The organism is Noviherbaspirillum sp., from assembly GCF_036846085.1.
Lineage (GTDB): Bacteria > Pseudomonadota > Gammaproteobacteria > Burkholderiales > Burkholderiaceae_D > Noviherbaspirillum.
Map to the genome: position 1 here is coordinate 1 of NZ_DAIUCO010000015.1, position 22112 is coordinate 22112.

Consider the following 22112-nt stretch of genomic DNA (forward strand, 5'->3'; position numbering starts at 1 on the left):
GAAATCGACGGTCGCTTCGCCGACGATGCCGCGATCCCTGCCACGCACCATGCCGCCGGCGAGGATGACTTCGCATTGGGGGTTATCCGCCAGGATCGCCGCGACGTTCAGGTTGTTGGTGACCACGTGCAATCCCTGGTGCCGGGTCAGGGCGCGCGCCACTTCCTCCGTCGTAGTACCGATATTGATCAGCAGGGAGCACCCGGGTGGCACGCGCTCCGCCACCGCGGCTGCGATGCGGCGCTTGGCATCGATATTCATGACCTGCCGCTGGCTGTAATCGATGTTCTCCACCGACGACGGCATGCCCACGCCGCCGTGATAGCGGGCCAGCAATTTCGCCTCTTCCATCTGCTTGACATCGCGCCGGACGGTTTGCGGCGTAACGCCGAGCTGCTGCGCCAGCTCCTCGACCGACATCGTCACACGTTGCTTCACGACATCCAGCAACCGTCTTTGACGTGGATTAAGGGTCATGCCGTTTCTCCTTTGCAAACTATCAAATAGCGCTGAATAATCAAAACGAACAGAAACGAAAAAGTAAACTCAATTATTTGTTGATTTGCTTTCGCATTTTGTCGTATCTTACTAGCCTGTTTCCATACCTACAAACATTTTCGGCAACCGCATGAGACTGGACAACATGGATTGTGACCTGCTAATCGTCGGCGGTGGTATCAACGGCGTCGGCATCGCGCGCGATGCGGCCGGACGCGGGCTGTCAGTCATCCTGTGCGAGAAGGACGACCTCGCGTCGCATACCTCGTCGGCGTCGAGCAAGCTCATCCATGGCGGTATCCGGTATCTGGAAAACTATGAATTCGGCCTGGTGCGCAAAGCCCTGATCGAGCGGGAAGTGCTGCTGCGATCCGCGCCGCACATCATGTGGCCACTGCGCTTCGTTCTGCCGCATGATAAAGGCCAGCGCCCGGTGTGGATGATGCGCGCCGGACTCTTCCTGTACGACCGGCTGGCGCGGCGGGAACTGCTGCCGGGATCGGAGGCGGTCAACCTGCACAGGCATGACGCCGGAAAGCCGCTCAAGCCGGAATTCACCGACGGTTTCGTGTACTCGGACGGGTGGGTCGACGATGCTCGCCTGGTGGTGCTGAACGCGATGGATGCAAAGGAAAAAGGCGGTACCGTCCTGACCCGTACCATCTGCGAGTCGGCCACGAGAAGCAGCAAGGGCTGGCAGGCGAAACTGCGCACGGCGGATGGCCGGGAAACCGACGTCCATGCGCGTTGCATCGTGAATGCCACCGGTCCCTGGGTGACCGAATTCCTGCGTGGCGCGGCACGCGAAAAATCGACCAAGAATCTGCGGCTCATCAAGGGCAGCCATATCGTCGTCAAGCGGCTGTTCGACCACCCGTATGCCTACATCCTGCAGAATCCCGATGGCCGCATCGTGTTTGCCATCCCCTACGAAAACGACTTCACGCTGGTCGGCACCACCGATATCGAATACCGTGGCGACACCAACAAGGTCGGCATCGACCAGGCCGAAATCGATTACCTGTGCGAACTGACGCAGCGCTATTTCCGCCGCCCGGTGAAGCCATCCGATGTCATCTGGTCGTACTCCGGCGTGCGTCCGCTGGTGGAGGACGAGGCATCGAGCGCATCGGCCGTCACCCGCGATTACCGGCTTGAACTCGAAAACGGCGGCGCGCCGCTCCTGTCCGTCTTCGGCGGCAAGATCACCACCTTCCGCAAGCTGGCAGAAGAGGCGGTGGACATGGTCGCCGGCGTGCTGGGCAATCGCCATGGCGCATGGACGGCCAATGCCTGCCTGCCCGGTGGCGACCTGTTCGGCGACCGGCCGGCCAATCGCTCGGTGCTGGAATTCGACGCCTACAGGGAAGGATTGCAGAAAAAGTATGCATGGCTGCCGTCGAAGCTGGTCGCGCGGTTTGCGCGGGCCTACGGCACCTACACCGACCGTCTGTTGGCCGGACGCACCCGGATCTCCGACATGGGCGAGGAAATCGCACCAGGGCTGTACGCCGCCGAAGTGAAATACCTGATGACGCGCGAATGGGCCGTCACCGCCCATGACGTCCTGTGGCGCAGGTCTAAGCTCGGCCTGCATGTGCCGCCGGGAACGGAAGAAAAGCTCGACGCCTGGATGGCAGGGCAAGGAAAGGAATAGCACGCACATTACCCGCAGGTTCCCGGCTTTCGACGGCAACCTGGAAGAACATGCATGCGCGATCCACATCCCTGGATCGCCCCCGGCCGCGCCAACATAAAAACTCAAGCGCGGCCAGTTGAATTTTTGGAGGAAGGCACTGTGCTTCTAGCATTGGAAAACGTCAGCAGCAGATACGGCGCTGAGCACCACATCTACCCGTTATCGCTTGCGCTCGTACCCGGCACCATCAATGTGTTGCTGGGCACGACGCGGGCAGGAAAGACATCGCTGATGCGGCTGATGGCCGGCCTCGACAAGCCGACGACCGGCCGTGTGCTAGCCGGTGGCGCCGACGTCACCGGCGTGTCGGTGCGCGAACGCGACCTGGCAATGGTGTATCAGCAATTCATCAACTACCCATCCTTCACCGTGTACGACAATATCGCGTCGCCGCTGCGCATCAAGCGCCTGCCGGAAGAAACCATCCGCAAGCGCGTGACGGAAATGGCGGAACGGCTGCACATCACGCCCTACCTGCAACGCTCGCCCGCCGAACTGTCCGGCGGCCAGCAGCAGCGTACCGCGCTGGCGCGTGCGCTGATCAAGGAAGCCGGCCTGCTGCTGCTGGACGAGCCGCTGGTCAACCTCGACTACAAGTTGCGCGAGGAATTGCGCAATGAACTGACCGAACTCTTCTCGGAAGGCAAGACCACCGTTGTGTACGCAACGACGGAGCCGCTGGAAGCACTCCAGCTCGGCGGCCACGTCGCGGTGCTGCATGAAGGACGGCTGCTTCAGCACGGCGATACCCTGAGCGTTTTCAATGCACCGAATTCCATCCAGACCGCGCGCACCTTCAGCGATCCGCCGATCAACCTGATTCCGGCAACCGTGGATGCCGGCGGCATCGCGCAACTGGGTTCCGGACTGGTGGTGCCGCTCAACCCGCGGCAGCGGCAGGGAATCGCCGGACACAATGAGGTCATGATTGGCGTGCGTGCCCACAGCCTGCGCCTGACGCCACGCCATGCAAATGAAATCGCGATCGGCGCCGAAGTCGAGCTGGCGGAAATCAGCGGTTCGGAAACCTATATTCACGTGCACCGCGGCCCGATCGGGCTGGTGGCGCAACTGCCCGGCGTGCATAACCTCGACATCGGCACGCAGTGCAATATGTACTGCGACCCGGATGATCTGTTTTTGTTTGCCCCCGGCGGCGCGCTGCTGTTCGCGCCCGACCGATCCGACGCTGGAGCATAAGCATGGCCCGTATTGAACTCGTTGACCTGGCACATGCCTACAAGCCGAACCCGGCCACGCCGAGCGACTATGCGCTGCGGCCGATGACCATGCAGTGGGACGATGGCGGCGCCTATGCCTTGCTCGGCCCATCCGGATGCGGCAAGACCACGTTGCTCAACATCATCTCGGGCCTGGTGCGCCCTTCGCACGGCCGCGTGCTGTTCGACGGCAAGGATGTGACCGCCTTGCCGCCGGAATCCCGAAACATCGCCCAGGTATTCCAGTTTCCGGTCATCTACGACACGATGACCGTGTTCGACAATCTCGCGTTCCCTCTGCGCAACCGCGGCTGGAAGGGTGCCGATGTGAATCGCCGCGTCGAGCAGATTGCCGAGATGCTGGAGCTGACGCCGGAACTCAAGCACCGCGCCAGCGGTTTGTCGGCGGACGCGAAACAGAAGATCTCCCTCGGCCGCGGACTCGTGCGGCCCGATGTCGCCGCCGTGCTCTTCGACGAGCCGCTGACGGTGATCGATCCGCATTTGAAATGGCTGCTGCGCCGCAAGCTCAAGCAAATTCATCATGAACTGAAGCTGTCCCTCATCTACGTGACCCACGACCAGGTTGAAGCGCTAACCTTCGCCGACAAGGTGGTGGTAATGACGCAGGGCGAAGTGGTGCAGGCTGGCACGGCGCAGGAATTGTTCGAAGAGCCGGCGCATACCTTCGTTGGTTACTTCATCGGCAATCCCGGCATGAACCTGATCAGCTGTCCGGTGCAGGACGGCGTTATCCATATCGATGGCGGACGCTTGCCGCTGCCACCCTCGGCAAGGGCGGCCGCTGAAACATCAGGCAACGGCGGCAATGTGACGCTGGGGATCCGGCCGGAATTCGTCGAATGCATGGCCCAGCCGGGTGAGGGGACGCTGGCAGCCACGGTGATCTCGTTGCGCAATCTCGGCACCCACTGCCTGGCGGAGTTCAAGGTGGGCACGCATACCGTTGCGGCCAAGATGCGCTACCTCGCGGCCGGCGCAGGCCAGCAGGTCTGGTTGCGTTTCCCGCCGGAACGAACTCTTTATTACGTCAACGACAAGCGGGTAGCCTGATATGAAAACCTATAACAACCGCGCCTGGTTCCTGATTCTCCCCGTCATCCTGGCGGTGGCGTTTTCCGCCATCCTGCCGCTGATGACGATCGTCAATTACTCCGTACAGGACATTCTCAGTCCGACACAGCACGTCTTCGTCGGTACCGAGTGGTTCAAGATGGTGATGCGCGACGAAGAACTGCACGGCGCGCTGTACCGGCAACTGATCTTCTCGCTGTCGGTGCTCGCGATCCAGATCCCGCTCGGCATCCTGATCGCGCTCACCATGCCGGCCGACGGCTGGAAGGCCTCGATGTCGCTCGTGCTGATCGCCTTGCCGCTTCTAATTCCCTGGAACGTGGTCGGCACAATCTGGCAGATCTTCGGACGCGGCGATATCGGCCTGCTCGGCTACGGCGTCAACAGCATGGGCGTCGATTACAACTACACCGGCGATTCCGTCGATGCATGGGTGACCGTGCTGGTAATGGATATCTGGCACTGGACGCCGCTGGTGGTGCTGCTCTGTTACGCCGGGCTGCGCGCGATTCCCGACGCCTATTACCAGGCGGCACGCATCGATGGCGCGTCGCGCTGGGCGGTGTTCCGCTTCATCCAGTTGCCGAAGCTGCGCAACGTCCTGATGATCGCGGTGCTGCTGCGCTTCATGGACAGTTTCATGATCTATACCGAACCGTTCGTGTTGACCGGCGGCGGTCCCGGAAACGCGACCACATTCCTGTCACAGTACCTGACGCAGAAAGCGGTCGGCCAGTTCGACCTCGGACCGGCGGCGGCATTCTCGCTGATCTACTTCCTGATCATCCTGCTGTTCTGCTTCGTACTCTACAACTGGATGCAACGCGTCGGCACGGGAGATAAAAAATGATGCAAAAACGCCTTACCGTGCCCATCCTGGTGATCTACCTGCTGCTGTCGCTGCTGCCGATCTACTGGATGCTCAACATGTCCTTGAAGACGAACGAGGAAATCGTCGGCGCCTTGACGATGTGGCCGAACAACCTGACGTTCGACAACTTCAAGACCATCTTCACCGATCCGTCCTGGTACGACGGTTACATCAATTCGATCATCTACGTCGCCATCAACATGGTGCTGTCCGTGACGATTGCGCTGCCCGCCGCCTACGCGTTCTCGCGCTATTCGTTCATCGGCGACAAGCACCTGTTCTTCTGGCTGCTGACCAACCGCATGACACCGCCGGCGGTGTTCCTGCTGCCGTTCTTCCAGTTGTATTCGACAGTCGGCCTGATGGATACCCATCTGGCGGTGGCGCTGGCGCACATGGTGTTCAACGTGCCGCTGGCTGTCTGGATCCTGGAAGGCTTCATGTCGGGCATCCCGAAGGAAATCGATGAAACCGCCTATATCGACGGCTATAGTTTTCCGAAGTTTTTCATTAAGATCTTTCTTCCGATGATCAAGGCAGGCGTCGGCGTGACCGCGTTCTTCTGCTTCATGTTCAGCTGGGTGGAACTGCTGCTGGCGCGTACGCTGACATCGGTCAATGCCAAGCCGATCGCCGCGACCATGACCCGCACCGTTTCGGCTGCCGGCATGGACTGGGGCGTGCTGGCTGCGGCCGGCGTACTCACTGTCGTGCCCGGCGCGCTGGTGATCTGGTTTGTCCGGCATTACATCGCCAAGGGCTTTGCGATGGGGAGGGTGTGAGATGGAAAGCAACGTGTTTTCATGGATGGCCTGGACGCCGCCCGTGGCAATATTTTTCACGTGCATCGTCCTGATGCTGATCGGAATGACGATATGGCAGCTGCGTTCGCCGAGCATCGAGCGCAAGGGCTTCCTGCCGATCCCGACTACCCGCGGCGACCGCCTGTTCATCGGCTTGCTGACGGCCGCCTACGTCAATCTCGCGTGGACCGGGCTGACCGACCTCGCTCAGTGGATAGGCGCGATCGTGGGATTTGTCGTGTTACTGGTTTTGATGCGCTGGGGTTGAACCCGCGTTTCGGCGCACGGTGGGTTCCTTTCCCTCCATCGTGTGTTTATGTCCATGGGAAGGCTATAAAAAGGTGGAGATATGAGACTGAAACTGACGGCGTTAGCGGCTGCCGCGATGCTAGCCTCCGGTGCAACCTGGGCTGACATGAACGCGGCACAAAAATGGGTGGATCAGGAATTCCAGCCATCGACCCTGAGCAAGCAGCAACAGATGGACGAGATGAAATGGTTCATCGAAGCGGCCAACAAGCTCAAGGCAAAGGGCGTCAAGGAAATCAACGTGGTGTCGGAAACCATCGACACCCACGTGTACGAATCCAAGACCATGGCCAAGGCCTTCGAGGAAATCACCGGCATCCGCGTCAAGCACGACCTGATCCAGGAAGGTGACGTGGTTGAAAAACTGCAGACCTCCATGCAATCCGGCAAGAGCATTTACGACGGCTGGATTTCCGATTCCGACCTGATCGGCACACACTACCGCTATGGCGCGATCGAGCCGCTGTCCGACTACATGGCAGGCAAGGGCAAGGAGTTCACCAATCCGCAACTGGATATCAAGGATTTCATCGGCACCAGCTTCACGACCGCGCCGGATGGCAAGCTGTACCAGCTGCCCGACCAGCAGTTCGCCAACCTCTACTGGTTCCGTGCAGACTGGTTCGAGCGAAAGGACCTGAAGGACAAGTTCAAGGCCAAGTACGGCTACGACCTCGGCGTGCCGGTCAACTGGTCCGCTTATGAGGACATCGCGAATTTCTTCACCAACGACGTGAAGGAAGTCGATGGCAAGAAAGTTTTCGGACACATGGACTACGGCAAGAAGGATCCGTCGCTGGGCTGGCGTTTCACCGACGCCTGGCTGTCGATGGCCGGTACCGCCGACAAGGGCATCCCGAACGGCATGCCGGTCGACGAGTGGGGCATCCGTGTCGCCGACGACAAGTGCACCCCGGTCGGCGCATCGGTCTCGCGCGGCGGCGCCACCAACTCGCCGGCGGCGGTCTATGCATTGACGAAGTACGTCGACTGGATGAAGAAGTATGCGCCGCCCCAGGCGAACGGCATGACGTTCTCCGAAGCCGGCCCGGTCCCTGGACAGGGTGAAATTGCGCAGCAGATTTTCTGGTACACCGCGTTCACCGCGCCGATGACCAAGGCGCAGGCGGTGATCAACCAGGACGGCACGCCGAAGTGGCGCATGGCGCCCGGCCCGCATGGACCGTACTGGAAGGAAGGCATGCAGAACGGCTACCAGGACGTCGGCTCCTGGACCTTCTTCAAGTCCACGCCGGACGACCGCAAGGCTGCCGCCTGGCTGTATGCGCAGTTCGTGAATGCGAAGACCACGTCGCTGAAGAAGTCCATCGTCGGCCTGACCTTCGTGCGCGATTCCGATATCCGTCATGAGTACTTCACCAAGAATGCGGCGAAGTACGGCGGCCTGATCGAGTTCTATCGCAGCCCGGCACGGGTTGCATGGACACCGACCGGCACCAACGTGCCTGATTATCCGAAGCTGGCGCAGCTCTGGTGGAAAAACGTCGCCACCGCGGTCACCGGCGAAAAGACGCCACAGGCCGCGATGGACAACCTGGCAGAAGAGATGGATCAGGTGATGTCGCGTCTGCAGCGTGCCGGCATGAAGAACTGCGCGCCGAAGCTCAACGCGAAGGGTGATCCGAACAAGTACCTGTCCGATACCGGCGCCCCATGGAAGAAGCTGGCGAACGAAAAGCCGAAAGGTGAAACGATTGCCTACGACAAGCTGTTGCAGGCATGGAAAGAAGGCCGCGTGAAGTAACAGCGTGGCATTCTGAAACAGGACGGAAGGAAGCGCGGCCCACACCGCGCTTTTTTCCATCCGGTATTCCCGGCATGCATTACTGCGGGAACGCTTTAGCCAACTACATGTAACGGTTGCCGACTATGCCTAAATTCATTCTGGCCCTTGACCAGGGCACCACCAGTTCCCGTGCAATCCTGTTCGACCATGCCGGTCACCTGCACGGCATGGCACAGCAGGAGTTCGCCCAGATATTCCCTCAGCCCGGATGGGTCGAGCACGATGCCAGCGAGATATGGCGCAGCCAGCTTGCGGTGGCGCGTCAGGTCCTCGCCGATCACAAAGTCGATGCCGCCGATGTGGCCGCGATCGGCATCACCAACCAGCGCGAAACGACCCTGGTATGGGACCGGAAAACCGGTCAGCCGGTCGCCAACGCGATCGTCTGGCAGGATCACCGTACCGCGGACACCTGCGACGCATTGCGCGCCCAAGGCAAGACACCCCTGTTCCAGCAGAAAACCGGGCTGGTGATCGATGCCTATTTTTCCGGCACCAAGCTCAAGTGGCTGCTCGATCATGTGCCCGGCGTGCGCGAGCGCGCAGAACGGGGCGAACTGGCATTCGGAACCATCGACGCATGGCTTGTCTACCAGCTCAGCGGCCGGCATGTTACCGATACCAGCAATGCATCACGCACCTTATTGTTCAATATCCATACCCTGCAATGGGATGAAGAACTTCTCAACCTGCTGGATATTCCGCGAAGCATGCTTCCCGAGGTGGTTCCCAGCAGCGGCGTCATCGCCGACACGCGTGCCGACCTGTTCGGCAGGCCGATTCCTATTGCCGGCATTGCCGGCGACCAGCAGGCGGCAACATTCGGACAGGCATGCCACCAAAGCGGCATGGCCAAGAATACCTACGGCACCGGCTGCTTCATGCTGATGCATACCGGCCAGGAAGCGGTTGCATCGCATAATAACCTGCTTACCACGGTCGGTTGGACCCGCGGCAACGAAACCGACTACATGCTGGAAGGCAGTGTCTTCATGGCCGGCGCAGCGGTGCAATGGCTGCGGGACGGCCTTGGCATCATTCAGGCTTCGTCGGACGTCGAAGCGCTTGCTGCGAGCGTTCCGGACACCGGCGGCGTCGTTTTCGTGCCGGCATTCGCCGGTCTTGGTACGCCTTACTGGGATGCCTACGCCCGCGGCACCATCGTCGGCATGACCCGCGGCACGACCAAGGCCCATATTGCAAGGGCGACACTGGCCAGCATCGCCTATCAAAGCGCCGATGTGCTGGAAGCGATGCAAAAGGATTCGAAGATTGCATTGACGGAATTGCGGGTCGATGGCGGTGCGGCAAGGAATGATTTGCTTATGCAATTCCAGGCTGATGTACTTGGCGTGCCCGTGGTGCGTCCGGAAGTCACGGAAACAACTGCCCTCGGCGCAGCCTATCTGGCAGGGCTCGCGGTGGGTTTCTGGCAATCACGGGAAGAAATTGCATCGCAATGGCGGGTGCAGCGGCGCTTCGAGCCGGCGATGTCCGCCGACGAACGCGATACCCGCATGGCAACATGGCGGCGGGCAGTGGAACGCTCGAGGGGATGGGCGGAATAACGGCATAGCGTGGAATTGGCAGGCTCGCCTCTATTGTCTCAATAGATAAATTTGCGTGGCGAGCGTCCAACAGGATTACAACTGCTCACAATTGGCATGTAACCCGGTTGTTATAATTCCATAATGCTAAAACAACGCACAATCAAACAGCTTGTACGGACTGTCGGCGTCGGGCTGCATTCGGGTACCAAGGTCGAACTGACCTTGCGCCCGGCTGCGCCCGATACCGGCATCGTATTCCGCCGCGTGGATTTCAATCCTCCGGTCGATCTGCCGGCAAGCGCGACCGGCGTCGGCGATACCCGCATGGCATCCACGCTGGACAATCGCGGCGGCGCCAAAGTCTCCACCGTCGAGCACCTGATGTCCGCCTGTGCCGGCCTCGGGATCGACAATCTTTATGTCGACGTCACTGCGGAAGAAATCCCGATCATGGACGGCTCCGCATCCTCCTTCGTTTTCCTGCTCCAGCAGGCCGGCCTGCAGGAACAGAACGCGCCCAAGAAATTCATCCGCGTCAAGAAGCAGGTGGAAGTACGCGAAGGCAGCGGCGACAACGTGAAGTGGGCAAGGCTCGATCCGTATAACGGATTCAAGTTGAAGTTCTTCATCGAATTCAAGCATCCGGCAGTCGACGTGACCGGGCAGAATGCCGAGATCGATTTCGACGTCGAGTCCTATGTACGTGAAATCTCCCGCGCACGGACCTTCGGATTCATGCAGGACGTCGAAACCCTGCGGGGCATGGGCCTGATACGCGGCGGCTCACTCGAAAATGCGATCGTCATGGATGAATACCGGATACTGAATCCGGACGGGCTTCGCTATGAAAATGAATTCGTCCGTCACAAGATCCTCGATGCGATCGGTGACCTTTACCTCGTCGGTCATCCTTTGCTGGCATCGTACACCGCCCACAAATCCGGCCACACTCTCAACAATCTGTTGCTGCGGGCGCTGCTGGAACAGCCGGATGCGTATGAGATCGTGACCTTCGACGTTGCCGAGGCCGCGCCGCGCGCATATGCCCATCAGGCCGGGCAGGAATGGGCCCTGATCTGATCGCTCATTTTCATGGCGATTGATGCGCTTGAAGACTATTCCGGTTGTCTGTGCCGCTTCACCATTGCTGCGATGGCAGCGCGCAGCGCCGCGTTGCGCGGCGAATCTTCGAGTTCGTTATTCAAGGTATCCAGGGCGGAAACTGCGCGTGTCGGCAGTACAAGGCGCTTCTCCGCAACCGGTCTCTCCTGGGGGCGGGAGACTTGTACTTTCAAGCGGATTGCATTAACCTGCCATCCCTTTTTGATCAGGCTGTCTTGCAACTTTGGCAGTTGTTGTTTGAGTTTTGCAGCAAGCGCGGCATTCGGTACGGACAGAACCAGTTGACCGGAATCGAATTGCAGCACATTGGACGTATCGAATATAGTAGGCAGGATCGTCGCGCAATCTTTTTGCAACGCGATCATGCGTGCCACAGATGGCAGCAGGACAGCCATCCTGTCGTGCGAACGCAAAAAATCCGAGGCGCCTTTCGTCGTCTGCCGTGAAGATTGAGCAGACTTTGGGGCCGGCCGAAAATTAGAGAATGAGGTTGGGCGAGTCATGCTCAAACCTTATCACACCTCATCCGCGATAGACGAGTCAGAGGAGGCGACATGCAAGTGATATTGCTGCACCCGCGGTTCAAGACAAAGACGGTCACCTTGACCCATCGGCATCTCGCCTTGGCAGTAATGATGTTTATCCTGTCGGTTGTCATGGCAGCATCGCTGCTGTATTACCTCACCATCCAGCACGCCGCCCGACTCAAATTCCCCTTCATGGAAGCCCTGGCAGTATCTGCTCCGCAGGACGACAGCAGCAAGAAAGACAGATACATCAAGGAGAATTTGGCGGCAATGGCAATCAAGCTCGGGGAAATGCAGGCCCAGCTGATGCGCCTTGATGCGCTCGGCGAACGCGTACAGGGTTTGGCGGGAGTGAAACCGCAGGAGTTCAACTTCCGGGAGCCGCCTGGCCGGGGCGGCATGGTTGAAAAGACCCCCCAGGTCGAGCCGCTCAGCATGAGCGAATTCCAGCGGGCGCTGGACGCCATGGCCAGGGATGTCGAAAACCGGGCAGACTACATGAACGTGGTCGAAACCACGCTGATGAGCCATAAAATCCGGTCAAAACTGCTCCCTACCATACAGCCGGTCAATGTCGGCTATAACGCGTCCGGCTTTGGCTGGCGATTGGACCCCTTTACCGGCCGGAATGCATTTCATGAAGGTATCGACTTCGCATCGCCGACCGGAACGCCGATTGTGGCTGCGGCAGGCGGCGTGGTAATCGCCGCGGAATATCATCATCAATACGGCAATCTGCTCGAGATTGACCATGGCAACGACATCGTCACGCGGTACGCCCATGCATCCCGCCTGCTTAAGAAGGTCGGCGACATCGTCAAGCGCGGCCAGCACATCGCCGACATCGGTTCCACGGGACGATCCACGGGAGCCCATCTTCACTTCGAGGTATTGGTCAAAGGGGTGCAGCAAGACCCGCACAAGTTCCTTTCGGCCGGTGGAGACCGGACGAAAGCCGGAACGATCGCGATGCAGGCCTATTGATCCCATTGCTCGCACGGCAGGTCAAAGCGGCGCTTTTTGCGTGCGCCCATATTGTTTCCGCGGAATCAAGCCTCATATCCCACCAAGTCATTAGGCGTCGACGCCCAGGACGCATGCGTTTGCGCAAGCATTTTGCGCCAGCGGTTTCATGATGGCCAGCCTCGCCAAGACCCCATGATAAAATCCGCAATTTACCAAACTCCGTCCCGGCAACCGATGTAATACTTGCACGGGTGTTTTTACGGCGCATTTTTTAAAATTCAAGCATGTCATTACTGACCCAGATTTTCGGAAGCCGCAATCAGCGACTGATCAAGCAGTATCAAAAAACCGTCCGTGAAATCAATGCGCTCGAGCCGGCAATGGAAAAGCTGTCCGATGCCGAGTTGCAGGCAAAGACGCCGGAGTTCAAGCAGCGGATCGCCAATGGCGAAACCCTTGACGCACTCTTGCCTGAAGCCTTTGCGGTGTGCCGGGAAGCAAGCCGGCGGGTCCTGAAAATGCGTCACTTCGACGTCCAGTTGATCGGCGGCATGGTGCTGCATTTCGGCAAGATCGCCGAAATGGGCACCGGTGAAGGCAAAACCCTGATGGCAACGCTCGCGGTGTACCTGAATGCCCTGGCCGGCAAAGGCGTGCATGTCATCACCGTCAATGACTACCTGGCCCAGCGCGATGCGGAGTGGATGGGCAGGCTGTACGGGTGGCTCGGGCTGACCACCGGGGTCAACCTGTCGCAGATGGAACACGACATCAAGCAGCAGGCATATGCGTCCGACATTACCTACGGAACCAACAACGAATTCGGTTTCGATTACCTGCGTGACAACATGGTGTATGACTCCGCGGATCGGGTCCAGCGCAGCCTCAATTTCGCCATCGTCGACGAGGTCGACTCGATCCTGATCGATGAAGCGCGTACGCCGCTCATCATTTCCGGCCAGGCGGAAGACCATACCGACCTGTATCTCAAGATCAATGAAGTACCCAAGCTGCTGACCCTGCAGGTTGGCGAGGAAACGCCGGATGGCAAGGGCAAGATCGAAGTGCCCGGCGACTACACGAAAGACGAGAAATCGCACCAGGTGCTCCTGACGGAAGCCGGGCATGAAAAGGCCGAGCAGATACTGACACGCATGGGCCTGCTGCCGGAAGGCGCCTCGCTCTACGACGCCGCCAATATCACGCTGATCCATCACCTGTACGCCGCATTGCGTGCACATACGCTGTTCCACAAGGACCAGCATTACGTGGTGCAGAACAATGAAATCATCATCGTCGACGAATTTACCGGCCGCCTGATGACAGGACGCCGGTGGTCCGATGGCCTGCACCAGGCAGTGGAAGCCAAGGAAGGCGTCAAGATCCAGAACGAAAACCAGACGCTGGCCTCGATCACTTTCCAGAATTACTTCCGCATGTACGGCAAGCTTGCGGGGATGACCGGCACTGCGGACACGGAAGCATACGAGTTCCAGGAGATCTATGGCCTTGAAACCGTGGTCATTCCACCCAACAGGCCAAGCCAGCGCAAGGACAGGCAGGACCAGGTCTACAAGACCGCGCAGGAAAAATACAATGCAATGCTGATCGACATAAAGGATTGCTACGAACGCGGTCAGCCGGTGCTTGTCGGTACCACGTCGATTGAAAACTCGGAACTCTTATCCGGCATCCTGAAGGGCGCATCGTTGCCGCATAACGTCCTGAATGCGAAGCAGCATGCGCGGGAGGCGGAAATCGTCGCCCAGGCCGGCCGGCCGAAAATGATTACCATCGCCACCAACATGGCGGGGAGGGGTACCGATATCGTCCTCGGCGGCAATGTCGAGAAGCAGATACAACTCATCGAGGCCGACGAGAGCCTGAGCGACAGCGACAAGCAGCAGCAGGCGCAGAAGTTGCGGGATGAATGGCAATCGCTGCACGATCATGTGGTGTCCGCGGGCGGTTTGCACATCATCGGCACCGAGCGCCATGAATCGCGCCGGGTCGACAACCAGTTGCGCGGCCGTTCCGGACGCCAGGGCGATCCCGGATCGTCGCGGTTCTATCTTTCGCTTGATGATCCACTGCTTCGCATCTTCGCCGGCGATCGCGTCCGCGCGATCATGGACCGCCTCAAGATGCCCGAAGGCGAGCCGATCGAAGCCGGTATCGTCTCCCGCTCCATCGAGTCCGCCCAGCGCAAGGTCGAGGCGCGCAACTTCGACATTCGCAAGCAATTGCTTGAATACGACGACGTCGCCAACGACCAGCGCAAGGTGATCTACCAGCAGCGGAATGAGCTGCTCGAGACGAAGGACGTCTCCGAACTGATCGCTTCCCTGCGCCAGGGGGTCTTCACCGACCTGTTCCGCGAGCATGTTCCGGAAGAATCGGTGGAGGAGCAATGGGACATCAAATCGCTCGAAGCGGCGCTGGCCAGCGAATGGCAGCTCGACGTGCCGCTTGCCGCCATGCTGGAAGCCGATCCCAACCTGACGGATGAGGATTTGCTGGAGCGGGTGCAGAAAGCGGCCACGGATGCATACAACACCAAGGTCGAGGTCATCGGCAAGGATGCTTTCGCCGGCTTCGAGCGCAGCGTGATGCTGCAAAGTGTCGATACCCATTGGCGGGAACATCTTGCCGCATTGGACCATCTGCGCCAAGGTATTCACCTGCGGGGCTATGCGCAGAAAAATCCGAAGCAGGAGTACAAGCGCGAAGCATTCGCCCTCTTTGGCCAGATGCTGGACATGATCAAGAACGAAGTCGTCCGTATCGTGATGACGGTCAGGATCCAGACCCGGGAAGAGATCGATGCCGCCGAGCAGCAACTGGCGCAATCCCATGTTGAAAACCTCCATTTCCAGCATGCGGACTTCAATCCGGACGCGGCGCCGGAGGAACTGCTTGCCCCGACGGCCGACGCCGGGGAGACGCGAAGCCAGTCACAAGTGAATGCATTGCCGAAAGTCGGCCGCAACGATCCTTGTCCGTGCGGCAGCGGGAAGAAATACAAGCAATGTCACGGCAAACTTGCCTGATTCGCTTGATACTGCGGACGATGCCATCGTAGTTTCCATTGAAGGGCCGGATAATCCCGGCCCTTCCTGTTTTGAAAAGCAGTGCGGCCTGCAAGCTGCAATCGACTCTGCTGATCTACAATAGCCATCCTGTTTATCAACCAACTTCCAACACTGCCATGGCCGTCAATTTTCCAGTCCCGGTACCCGCCAATCTCAAACCTGTTCCCGGCATCGAGCTCGGGTTTGCGGAGGCGGGCATACGCAAGGCGAACCGCAAGGACCTGCTGGTAATGACGCTCGCTCCGACCGCCACCGTCGCGGGCGTTTTCACGCTGAACCGGTTTTGCGCGGCGCCGGTCCAGGTGTGCAAGGCGCATCTGGAAGGCATGCGTATCTCCAACGCACCGATCCGCGCGCTGGTGATCAATACCGGCAATGCCAATGCAGGCACCGGCGAAGCGGGCCTGGCGAATGCGAATGCAAGCTGTGCGGCCCTGGCGGATTTGCTGGGCTGCGGCGCATCGCAAATCCTGCCTTTCTCAACCGGTGTCATCCTTGAGCCATTGCCGGTCGACCGCATCAAGGCGGGATTGCCGAAGGCTATCGCCAATCTGAAAGCGGATAACTGGTACCACGCCGCCGAGGCGATCATGACGACCGACACCCTGCCAAAAGCGGCGTCGCGCACGGTCGAGATCAACGGTAAAACAATCACTCTTACCGGAATCAGCAAGGGCGCGGGGATGATCAAGCCGAACATGGCCACCATGCTGGGATTCGTCGCCATGGATGCCAAAGTAGCCCAGCCCGTTCTGGATCACCTGGTAAAGGTTGCGGCTGACAAGTCCTTCAACTGCATTACGATCGACGGCGATACGTCGACAAACGACTCTTTCATTCTGATGGCGACCGGCGCATCGGATGTCGACGTCAATGATATGGATTCGCCGGAATATGCCGCGCTGTCCGAGGCAGTGATTGCGCTGTCGCAGGAGCTTGCCCAGCTCATCATTCGCGACGGCGAGGGCGCCACCAAGTTCATGACCATCACGGTCGAGGAGGGAGCGAGCGTCGAGGAGTGCCGGAAGATCGCGTACTCGATTGGCCATTCGCCGCTGGTGAAGACCGCGTTTTTCGCGTCTGATCCGAATCTCGGACGCATCCTCGCGGCGATTGGCTATGCCGGCATCGACGATCTCGACGTGTCAAAACTGAACCTGTATCTCGATGATGTATGGGTGGCTCGCAATGGCGGACGTCATCCCGATTACCAGGAAGCCGACGGTCAGCGGGTGATGAAGCAAAGCGAAATCACGATCCGCGTCAAGCTGGCGCGCGGCGACGCCTCCGCCACGATCTGGACCTGCGATCTGTCGCATGACTATGTCAGCATCAACGCGGATTACCGCTCCTGATCCGGGTCGGACATGACACAGCTCGATCAATTTCTTGTCCGCGCCGAAGCCCTGCTGGCGCGTATCGAAGCGATCCTGCCCCAGGCGGGATCACAGCCCGACTGGAATGCGGGACATGCCTTCCGCTGGCGAAAAGCCGCAGGCAACAGCCGTGGATATCTGCAGCCGGTCGGACATATTGCGCCGATTGCGCTGTCGGATCTGCATCACATCGATGTGCAAAAGCAGCAGATCGAACAAAACACCCGGCAATTCGTACATGGCAAGCCGGCGAACAATGTCTTGCTGACCGGTGCGCGCGGTACCGGAAAATCATCGTTGATCAAGGCATGCCTCAATCAGTATGCAGAGCATGGGCTGAGGCTGATCGAGGTCGACAAGGACGATCTGGCGGATTTGCCGGATATCGTTGACCTGGTGGCGAGCCGCCCGGAGCGCTTCATCATTTTTTGCGACGATCTGTCGTTCGAGGAAGGCGAGAGTGGCTACAAGGCATTGAAGGTTGCGCTCGACGGCAGTATTGCCGCGCAATCCGACAATGTGCTGATCTATGCAACGTCGAATCGCCGCCATCTGATGCCGGAACGGATGTCCGACAACGCCACCTATACCCATACCGAAGATGGCGATCTCCATCCCGGCGAAACCGTCGAGGAAAAGATCTCCCTGTCCGAGCGGTTCGGATTATGGGTCTCGTTTTACTCGTTCAAGCAAGACGATTATCTGTCTATCGTTGCGCACTGGCTGGCACATTTCGGATGCAATGCGCAACAGGTGGACGCAGCGCGGGGCGATGCGTTGAGGTGGGCGCTGCAGCGCGGTTCACGGTCGGGAAGGGTCGCCTGGCAGTTCGCAAAAGACCATGCCGGCCGGATTGCCGAGTCGGCCAGCTGATCGATGGCGTCTGATCCTGTTGCGCCGATTGATGTGGCGGTTGGCATCCTCATGAAGCAGAACGGCGATGTATTGCTCGGCCAGCGGCCCGACGGAAAGCCGTATTCCGGATACTGGGAGTTCCCTGGCGGGAAAGTCGAGGCCGACGAATCGATTTTCGAGGCACTCAAGCGGGAATTCGTCGAAGAGCTGGGGATCGTGCTTGTTTCCGGCGAGCCTTGGTGCTGTGTCGAGCATGTCTATCCACATGCCCATGTACGCCTGCATTTCTACATCAGTCGCGAGTGGCAGGGTGAACCCCAAAGCCTTGAAGGTCAAGCGTTTGCCTGGCAGGGAAGCGTGGGTGTGGAACCCTTGCTTCCCGCGACGATTCCTCTCATTGAATGGCTTGATCGACTGCGTTACGGATCAGCGGCGCACGATTGATTATTGTGGCGGGATGCTGTCGTCGTCGAAATCCTTCGGCGGTGTCACTGCAGGAATTGCATACTTTTCCTCGGCCCACGCGCCAAGATCGATTTGCTTGCACCGGTCGGAGCAGAAAGGGCGAAATTTGCTCTGCTCGGACCACTCCACTTTTTTTCCGCACGTCGGACAATCCACCATGGTTGCCATGGAACCTCCAAAACATCAGTTCAGTAAGGCGATCATTATAGTTGGCGGAAAAAGTTTTGCAGACGCCGTACTTGTATATTGGCTGCTGCGCGAAGGCAGGGCAAAGCCGTGTTCAGAAATTACAGAGCGTGAGCTCGAAAGGGACGTCGTTTTCGTATGACTTCGGCTTCATGTCGCCGTCCTGGGAAGTGAAACGCACCCACAGCATGTATTTGTTTGCCGATATTTCGGGGATGGCACCCAGATTTTCATCAATCGTCAGCCTCAGCATCTGGTAGACCTTGCCCTGCAACATCTGCTGGTAGTTGCCAGCCTGCGCGATGGTCTTGGTGGAACGACCCGACTCCCGCAACAGGCGCAGCACCACGCCTATCGCATCGAAGAGCGGTGCCAGCGGTGCGAACCAGTTCGAGATATCGTTGAAGCGTTGCTGCGCCGAATGCTGCTGCCAGGCATAGTAGGACGGCAAGTCGAATTCGCAGGCGCCGCCCGGAATGATCGTCCGTCCGCGAATGCTCATCAGCCATTCATTGTCACGGACGTTCTGTCCGGTTTTGCCCTGTGCCGCCATCAAGGCGGCGCTGCTGCGATCGACATCGGCCAGCACGGCATCAAGCCGCTCGGCTTCGACATTGGGATTGGTTTTGAAGCCGAGCAGTGTCTGCTTCTGCCGCTCGAGTTCCTGCAGCAGGTCCGATTTCAGATCCGCCCTGCCGGCGACCTCGAGCATTTCAAAAATCGTGGAGAGCGCGATGTGATGCTGCTGCGGATGTTCCTGGTATAGAAAAAAAACGAATTTTTCATACAAGTCTTCAAGCCGCAACAAAGTGCGAATACGCTCATTGAAAGGGTATTCGTAGATGATCAAAGTGGCATCCCTTAATAGTTCGGCTGAACGACAATTACGTGATTCTGAACGAAGCGATGAAAAATTACAAATGCCTGCCCGACTACTATGACCGGGCGGAACTCATCGACAGGTACAGTGCATGGAGTCTATCCACTTGCGGTTGCAATGCATCGGTACCGTCATCATTGACGATGACGTCGTTGGCGGCGGCCAATCGTTCGGTGCGTGTCGTTTGTGCTCCCATGATCGCGTACACCTGTGCTTCGCTTAATCCGCTGCGTCGAACCACGCGCTGGACCTGCAGCGACTCGGGACAATCAACGACGAGGACACGCTTGACCCGCTGCTTCCAGGAACCCGATTCGACCAGCAAAGGTACGACGAACAGCAGGTAAGCACCTTCCGCTTCGGCGGCAGCCCGCTCCGTTTCGATCCGGATCATAGGATGAAGTATCGCTTCCAGACGCGCTTTTGCTTCCGGCTGTGCGAATACATATTCACGCACCTTTGCCCTGTCCATCGCGCCGTCGGCAGTCAGAAACGCTTCGCCGAATTGGGCATGTATGGCCGGAATTGCAATGCCACCCGGTGCGGTTAATGCATGCGCGATCTTGTCGGTATCAATTACCGCAGCCCCCCGATCGGCGAACATGTCGGATACCGTTGTCTTGCCGCTTCCTATGCCACCGGTCAATCCGACTGAAAATCGTGCGTTTGAATGTTCTGATGCAGCCATGATCTAGATCGCAAAGCCGAGATAGGCTTGCGTGAGCGATTTTCCGTATAACAAGGCGATCAGGCCGGCCACCGCCAGATACGGGCCAAAGGGAATCGGATTGTCGCGGCCGCGCTTGGTGAAGACAATCAGGGAAATACCAACGATTGCGCCAACGACCGATGACAGCAGGATGATAATCGGCAGCATTTTCCATCCCATCCATGCACCCAGTGCCGCCAAGAGTTTGAAATCGCCGTAGCCCATGCCTTCCTTGCCGGTCGCGAGCTTGAACAGCCAATACACGCTCCACAGGCTCAGGTATCCGGCGACCGCGCCGATCACCGCCTCGTCCAACGGCACGAATAAGCCGTTCATATTAAAAAGCAGACCGCACCAGAGAAGCGGCAACGTCAGATCGTCGGGCAATAATTGCGTGTCTGCATCGATGAATGTCATCGCAATCAGGAAATAGATGAACAACAGCGTCGCAAGACCCGCCATGCCGCTACCGAAACGCCAGATCACGAATGCCGACAGGGCGCCTGTCAGCAGTTCGATGGCTGGGTATCGGGCAGAAATCGGTGCCTTGCATTGCTTGCATTTGCCGCGCAAGGCCAGATAACTGATCACTGGCACATTTTCAAGTGCACTGATCCGGTGCCCGCAATGCGGACAGGCGGAACGGGGCACCATCAGATTATAGCGGTCGGTATGCGGCAATGGCTTGCCGCTTTCATGGGCAACATAATTGTCGGATTCGCGCTGCATCATGCGCGGCAGGCGGTGAATCACGACGTTGAGAAAACTGCCTATCAGCAACCCGATAACGCCGGCATACACTGTGGATATCAGCATGCCGGGCGCGGCAAAGAGTACGGCGCCCTCCATTACACAACTGCGCCGAGTTTGAAGATAGGCAAATACATTGCAATCACCAGGCCGCCGATCAGCACGCCCAGAATGGCCATGATCAGCGGCTCCATCAGGCTGGAGAGCGAGGCCACGGCCTCATCCACTTCCGCCTCATAAAAATCGGCTACTTTGCTCAGCATCTGGTCCAGGGCACCGGACTCTTCGCCGATCGAAACCATCTGCGTCACCATATTCGGAAACACGTCGGCATTCTGCATGGCGACCGTCAGGCTCGTCCCCGTACTCACCTCGGTCTGGATTTTCTTCGTCGCATCCATGTACACGGCGTTTCCTGATGCGCCGCCAACTGAATCAAGGGACTCCACCAGTGGAACGCCGGCGGCGAACATCGTTGCCAGGGTCCTGGTCCAGCGCGCGATGGTTGCCTTTCGGATCACGCTGCCGAATATGGGCGCCTGCAACAGCGTCTTGTCCATGAAGCGCTGCACTTTGTAGGAGCGCTTCCATGACTGGAAGAACAAGTACAAGGTGGTAAAGATGGACCCGAAAATGAGATACCAGTAAGCGACAAAGAAGTCGGAGATCGACATCACGATGAGGGTCGGCGCCGGCAGGTCCGCACCAAAGCTCTTGAACACTTCCTTGAACGCCGGAACGACCCAGATCATGATCACGGCCGTCACGACAAAAGCGACGACCAGAATCGACACCGGGTAAAACAACGCAGATTTGATCTTGGCTTTGATGGCGAGCGTTTTCTCCTTGTAGATCGCCAAGCGGGTCAGCAGATCTTCCAGAATACCGGCCTGTTCACCGGCCGCGACGAGATTGCAGAAAAGATTATCGAAATACAGCGGAAATTTCCGGAACGCCTGATTCAGGCTGCTGCCTGTTTCCACATCCGAGCGGATGTCCTGGATCAGCTTGGCAACGGAAGGGTTCGCATGGCCCTTCGCAACAATATCGAAGGATTGCAGCAATGGCACGCCGGCCTTCATCATCGTCGCCAACTGCCTTGTAAACAGGCTGATGTCCTTTTCAGTGATCTTTTTCCCGCTGCGGAAGGTCTTCTTTTTCACCTTCGTCACGAGAATGCCCTGGCGCCGCAAGGTCACGTTGACGCTTGCCTCGCCATTGGCGCGAAGTTCACCCTTGATTATTTTGCCGCTCTTGTCCTTGCCTTCCCAGGCAAAGATCATTTCCTTGATCTGACCTGAGCTTGCAACTTTACGCCCTGCAGTGGCCATG

General features: G+C 58.6%; 21 protein-coding genes. 14 read left to right on the forward strand and 7 right to left on the reverse strand.

Translation table 11 applies throughout. The features are described 5' to 3' along the window. Positions 1-477, reverse strand: a 477-nt coding sequence (locus V7080_RS03100; RefSeq protein WP_334186934.1) for a DeoR/GlpR family DNA-binding transcription regulator, incomplete at its 3' end; no start/stop codon positions are given. Between the two features lie 151 nt (positions 478-628). Between V7080_RS03100 and glpD the strand changes: the two genes are divergently transcribed. The 9 genes from glpD to lpxC all read left to right on the forward strand — a co-directional run bounded on the left by glpD (position 629) and on the right by lpxC (position 10932). Next, a complete protein-coding gene (glpD, locus tag V7080_RS03105; protein WP_334186935.1) occupies positions 629-2155 on the forward strand; it encodes a glycerol-3-phosphate dehydrogenase in 1527 nt (508 codons plus the stop codon). Positions 2156-2296: 141 nt separating this feature from the next. Further along, on the forward strand, positions 2297-3397 hold the full coding sequence (locus V7080_RS03110) for an ABC transporter ATP-binding protein (RefSeq protein ID WP_334186936.1): 1101 nt from the start codon (positions 2297-2299) through the stop codon (positions 3395-3397). Between the two features lie 2 nt (positions 3398-3399). Next, the gene (locus V7080_RS03115) at positions 3400-4491 is read left to right on the forward strand and encodes an ABC transporter ATP-binding protein (protein WP_334186937.1); all 1092 of its coding nucleotides are present in this window, start codon (positions 3400-3402) and stop codon (positions 4489-4491) included. A gap of 1 nt (position 4492) precedes the next feature. Further along, positions 4493-5362, forward strand: a complete 870-nt coding sequence (locus V7080_RS03120) for a carbohydrate ABC transporter permease (RefSeq protein WP_334186938.1) — start codon at positions 4493-4495, stop codon at positions 5360-5362. Next, positions 5362-6165, forward strand: a complete 804-nt coding sequence (locus V7080_RS03125) for a carbohydrate ABC transporter permease (protein WP_334186970.1) — start codon at positions 5362-5364, stop codon at positions 6163-6165. The genes V7080_RS03120 and V7080_RS03125 overlap by 1 nt, the downstream gene beginning before the upstream one ends. 1 nt (position 6166) lies before the next feature. Continuing rightward, positions 6167-6454: a DUF2160 domain-containing protein gene (locus V7080_RS03130; RefSeq protein WP_334186939.1), complete on the forward strand. Its 288-nt coding sequence runs from the start codon at positions 6167-6169 to the stop codon at positions 6452-6454. Between the two features lie 81 nt (positions 6455-6535). Beyond that, the gene (locus V7080_RS03135; protein ID WP_334186940.1) at positions 6536-8260 is read left to right on the forward strand and encodes an ABC transporter substrate-binding protein; all 1725 of its coding nucleotides are present in this window, start codon (positions 6536-6538) and stop codon (positions 8258-8260) included. A gap of 125 nt (positions 8261-8385) precedes the next feature. Next, positions 8386-9870, forward strand: a complete 1485-nt coding sequence (gene glpK / locus V7080_RS03140) for a glycerol kinase GlpK (RefSeq protein WP_334186941.1) — start codon at positions 8386-8388, stop codon at positions 9868-9870. Between the two features lie 123 nt (positions 9871-9993). Continuing rightward, a complete protein-coding gene (gene lpxC, locus V7080_RS03145) occupies positions 9994-10932 on the forward strand; it encodes a UDP-3-O-acyl-N-acetylglucosamine deacetylase (RefSeq protein WP_334186942.1) in 939 nt (312 codons plus the stop codon). Between the two features lie 35 nt (positions 10933-10967). On the opposite strand, the gene V7080_RS03150 is transcribed toward lpxC, so the two are convergent. Next, positions 10968-11477 (reverse strand): hypothetical protein, encoded by a 510-nt coding sequence (locus V7080_RS03150; RefSeq protein ID WP_334186943.1) that lies wholly within the window; start codon positions 11475-11477, stop codon positions 10968-10970. 51 nt (positions 11478-11528) lie between these two features. Between V7080_RS03150 and V7080_RS03155 the strand changes: the two genes are divergently transcribed. From V7080_RS03155 to V7080_RS03175, 5 genes are all read left to right on the forward strand, one after another. After that, positions 11529-12485 carry a M23 family metallopeptidase gene (locus V7080_RS03155; RefSeq protein ID WP_334186944.1) on the forward strand — a complete coding sequence of 319 codons (957 nt, stop codon included), beginning with the start codon at positions 11529-11531 and terminating at the stop codon, positions 12483-12485. Positions 12486-12751: 266 nt separating this feature from the next. Further along, the gene (gene secA / locus V7080_RS03160) at positions 12752-15517 is read left to right on the forward strand and encodes a preprotein translocase subunit SecA (protein WP_334186945.1); all 2766 of its coding nucleotides are present in this window, start codon (positions 12752-12754) and stop codon (positions 15515-15517) included. Positions 15518-15675: 158 nt separating this feature from the next. Next, on the forward strand, positions 15676-16914 hold the full coding sequence (gene argJ, locus V7080_RS03165; RefSeq protein ID WP_334186946.1) for a bifunctional glutamate N-acetyltransferase/amino-acid acetyltransferase ArgJ: 1239 nt from the start codon (positions 15676-15678) through the stop codon (positions 16912-16914). Positions 16915-16926: 12 nt separating this feature from the next. Beyond that, positions 16927-17808, forward strand: a complete 882-nt coding sequence (locus V7080_RS03170) for an ATP-binding protein (protein WP_334186947.1) — start codon at positions 16927-16929, stop codon at positions 17806-17808. A gap of 3 nt (positions 17809-17811) precedes the next feature. Continuing rightward, positions 17812-18234, forward strand: a complete 423-nt coding sequence (locus V7080_RS03175) for an NUDIX domain-containing protein (RefSeq protein WP_334186948.1) — start codon at positions 17812-17814, stop codon at positions 18232-18234. Here the strand turns inward: V7080_RS03175 and yacG are convergent, their stop codons facing one another. The 5 genes from yacG to V7080_RS03200 form a co-directional block, all read right to left on the reverse strand. Then, a complete protein-coding gene (gene yacG / locus V7080_RS03180; protein ID WP_334186949.1) occupies positions 18235-18423 on the reverse strand; it encodes a DNA gyrase inhibitor YacG in 189 nt (62 codons plus the stop codon). It lies immediately after the preceding gene. A gap of 112 nt (positions 18424-18535) precedes the next feature. Beyond that, the gene (gene zapD, locus V7080_RS03185; protein WP_334186950.1) at positions 18536-19291 is read right to left on the reverse strand and encodes a cell division protein ZapD; all 756 of its coding nucleotides are present in this window, start codon (positions 19289-19291) and stop codon (positions 18536-18538) included. Between the two features lie 85 nt (positions 19292-19376). Next, complete coding sequence (gene coaE / locus V7080_RS03190) at positions 19377-20009, reverse strand: dephospho-CoA kinase (RefSeq protein WP_334186951.1); 633 nt, start codon at positions 20007-20009, stop codon at positions 19377-19379. 3 nt (positions 20010-20012) lie between these two features. Continuing rightward, entirely contained in the window at positions 20013-20846 is an 834-nt protein-coding gene (locus V7080_RS03195; RefSeq protein WP_442947171.1) for a prepilin peptidase, read from the reverse strand. Positions 20847-20878: 32 nt separating this feature from the next. Then, positions 20879-22111 (reverse strand): type II secretion system F family protein, encoded by a 1233-nt coding sequence (locus V7080_RS03200; protein WP_334186953.1) that lies wholly within the window; start codon positions 22109-22111, stop codon positions 20879-20881. Position 22112: the final 1 nt, after the last annotated feature.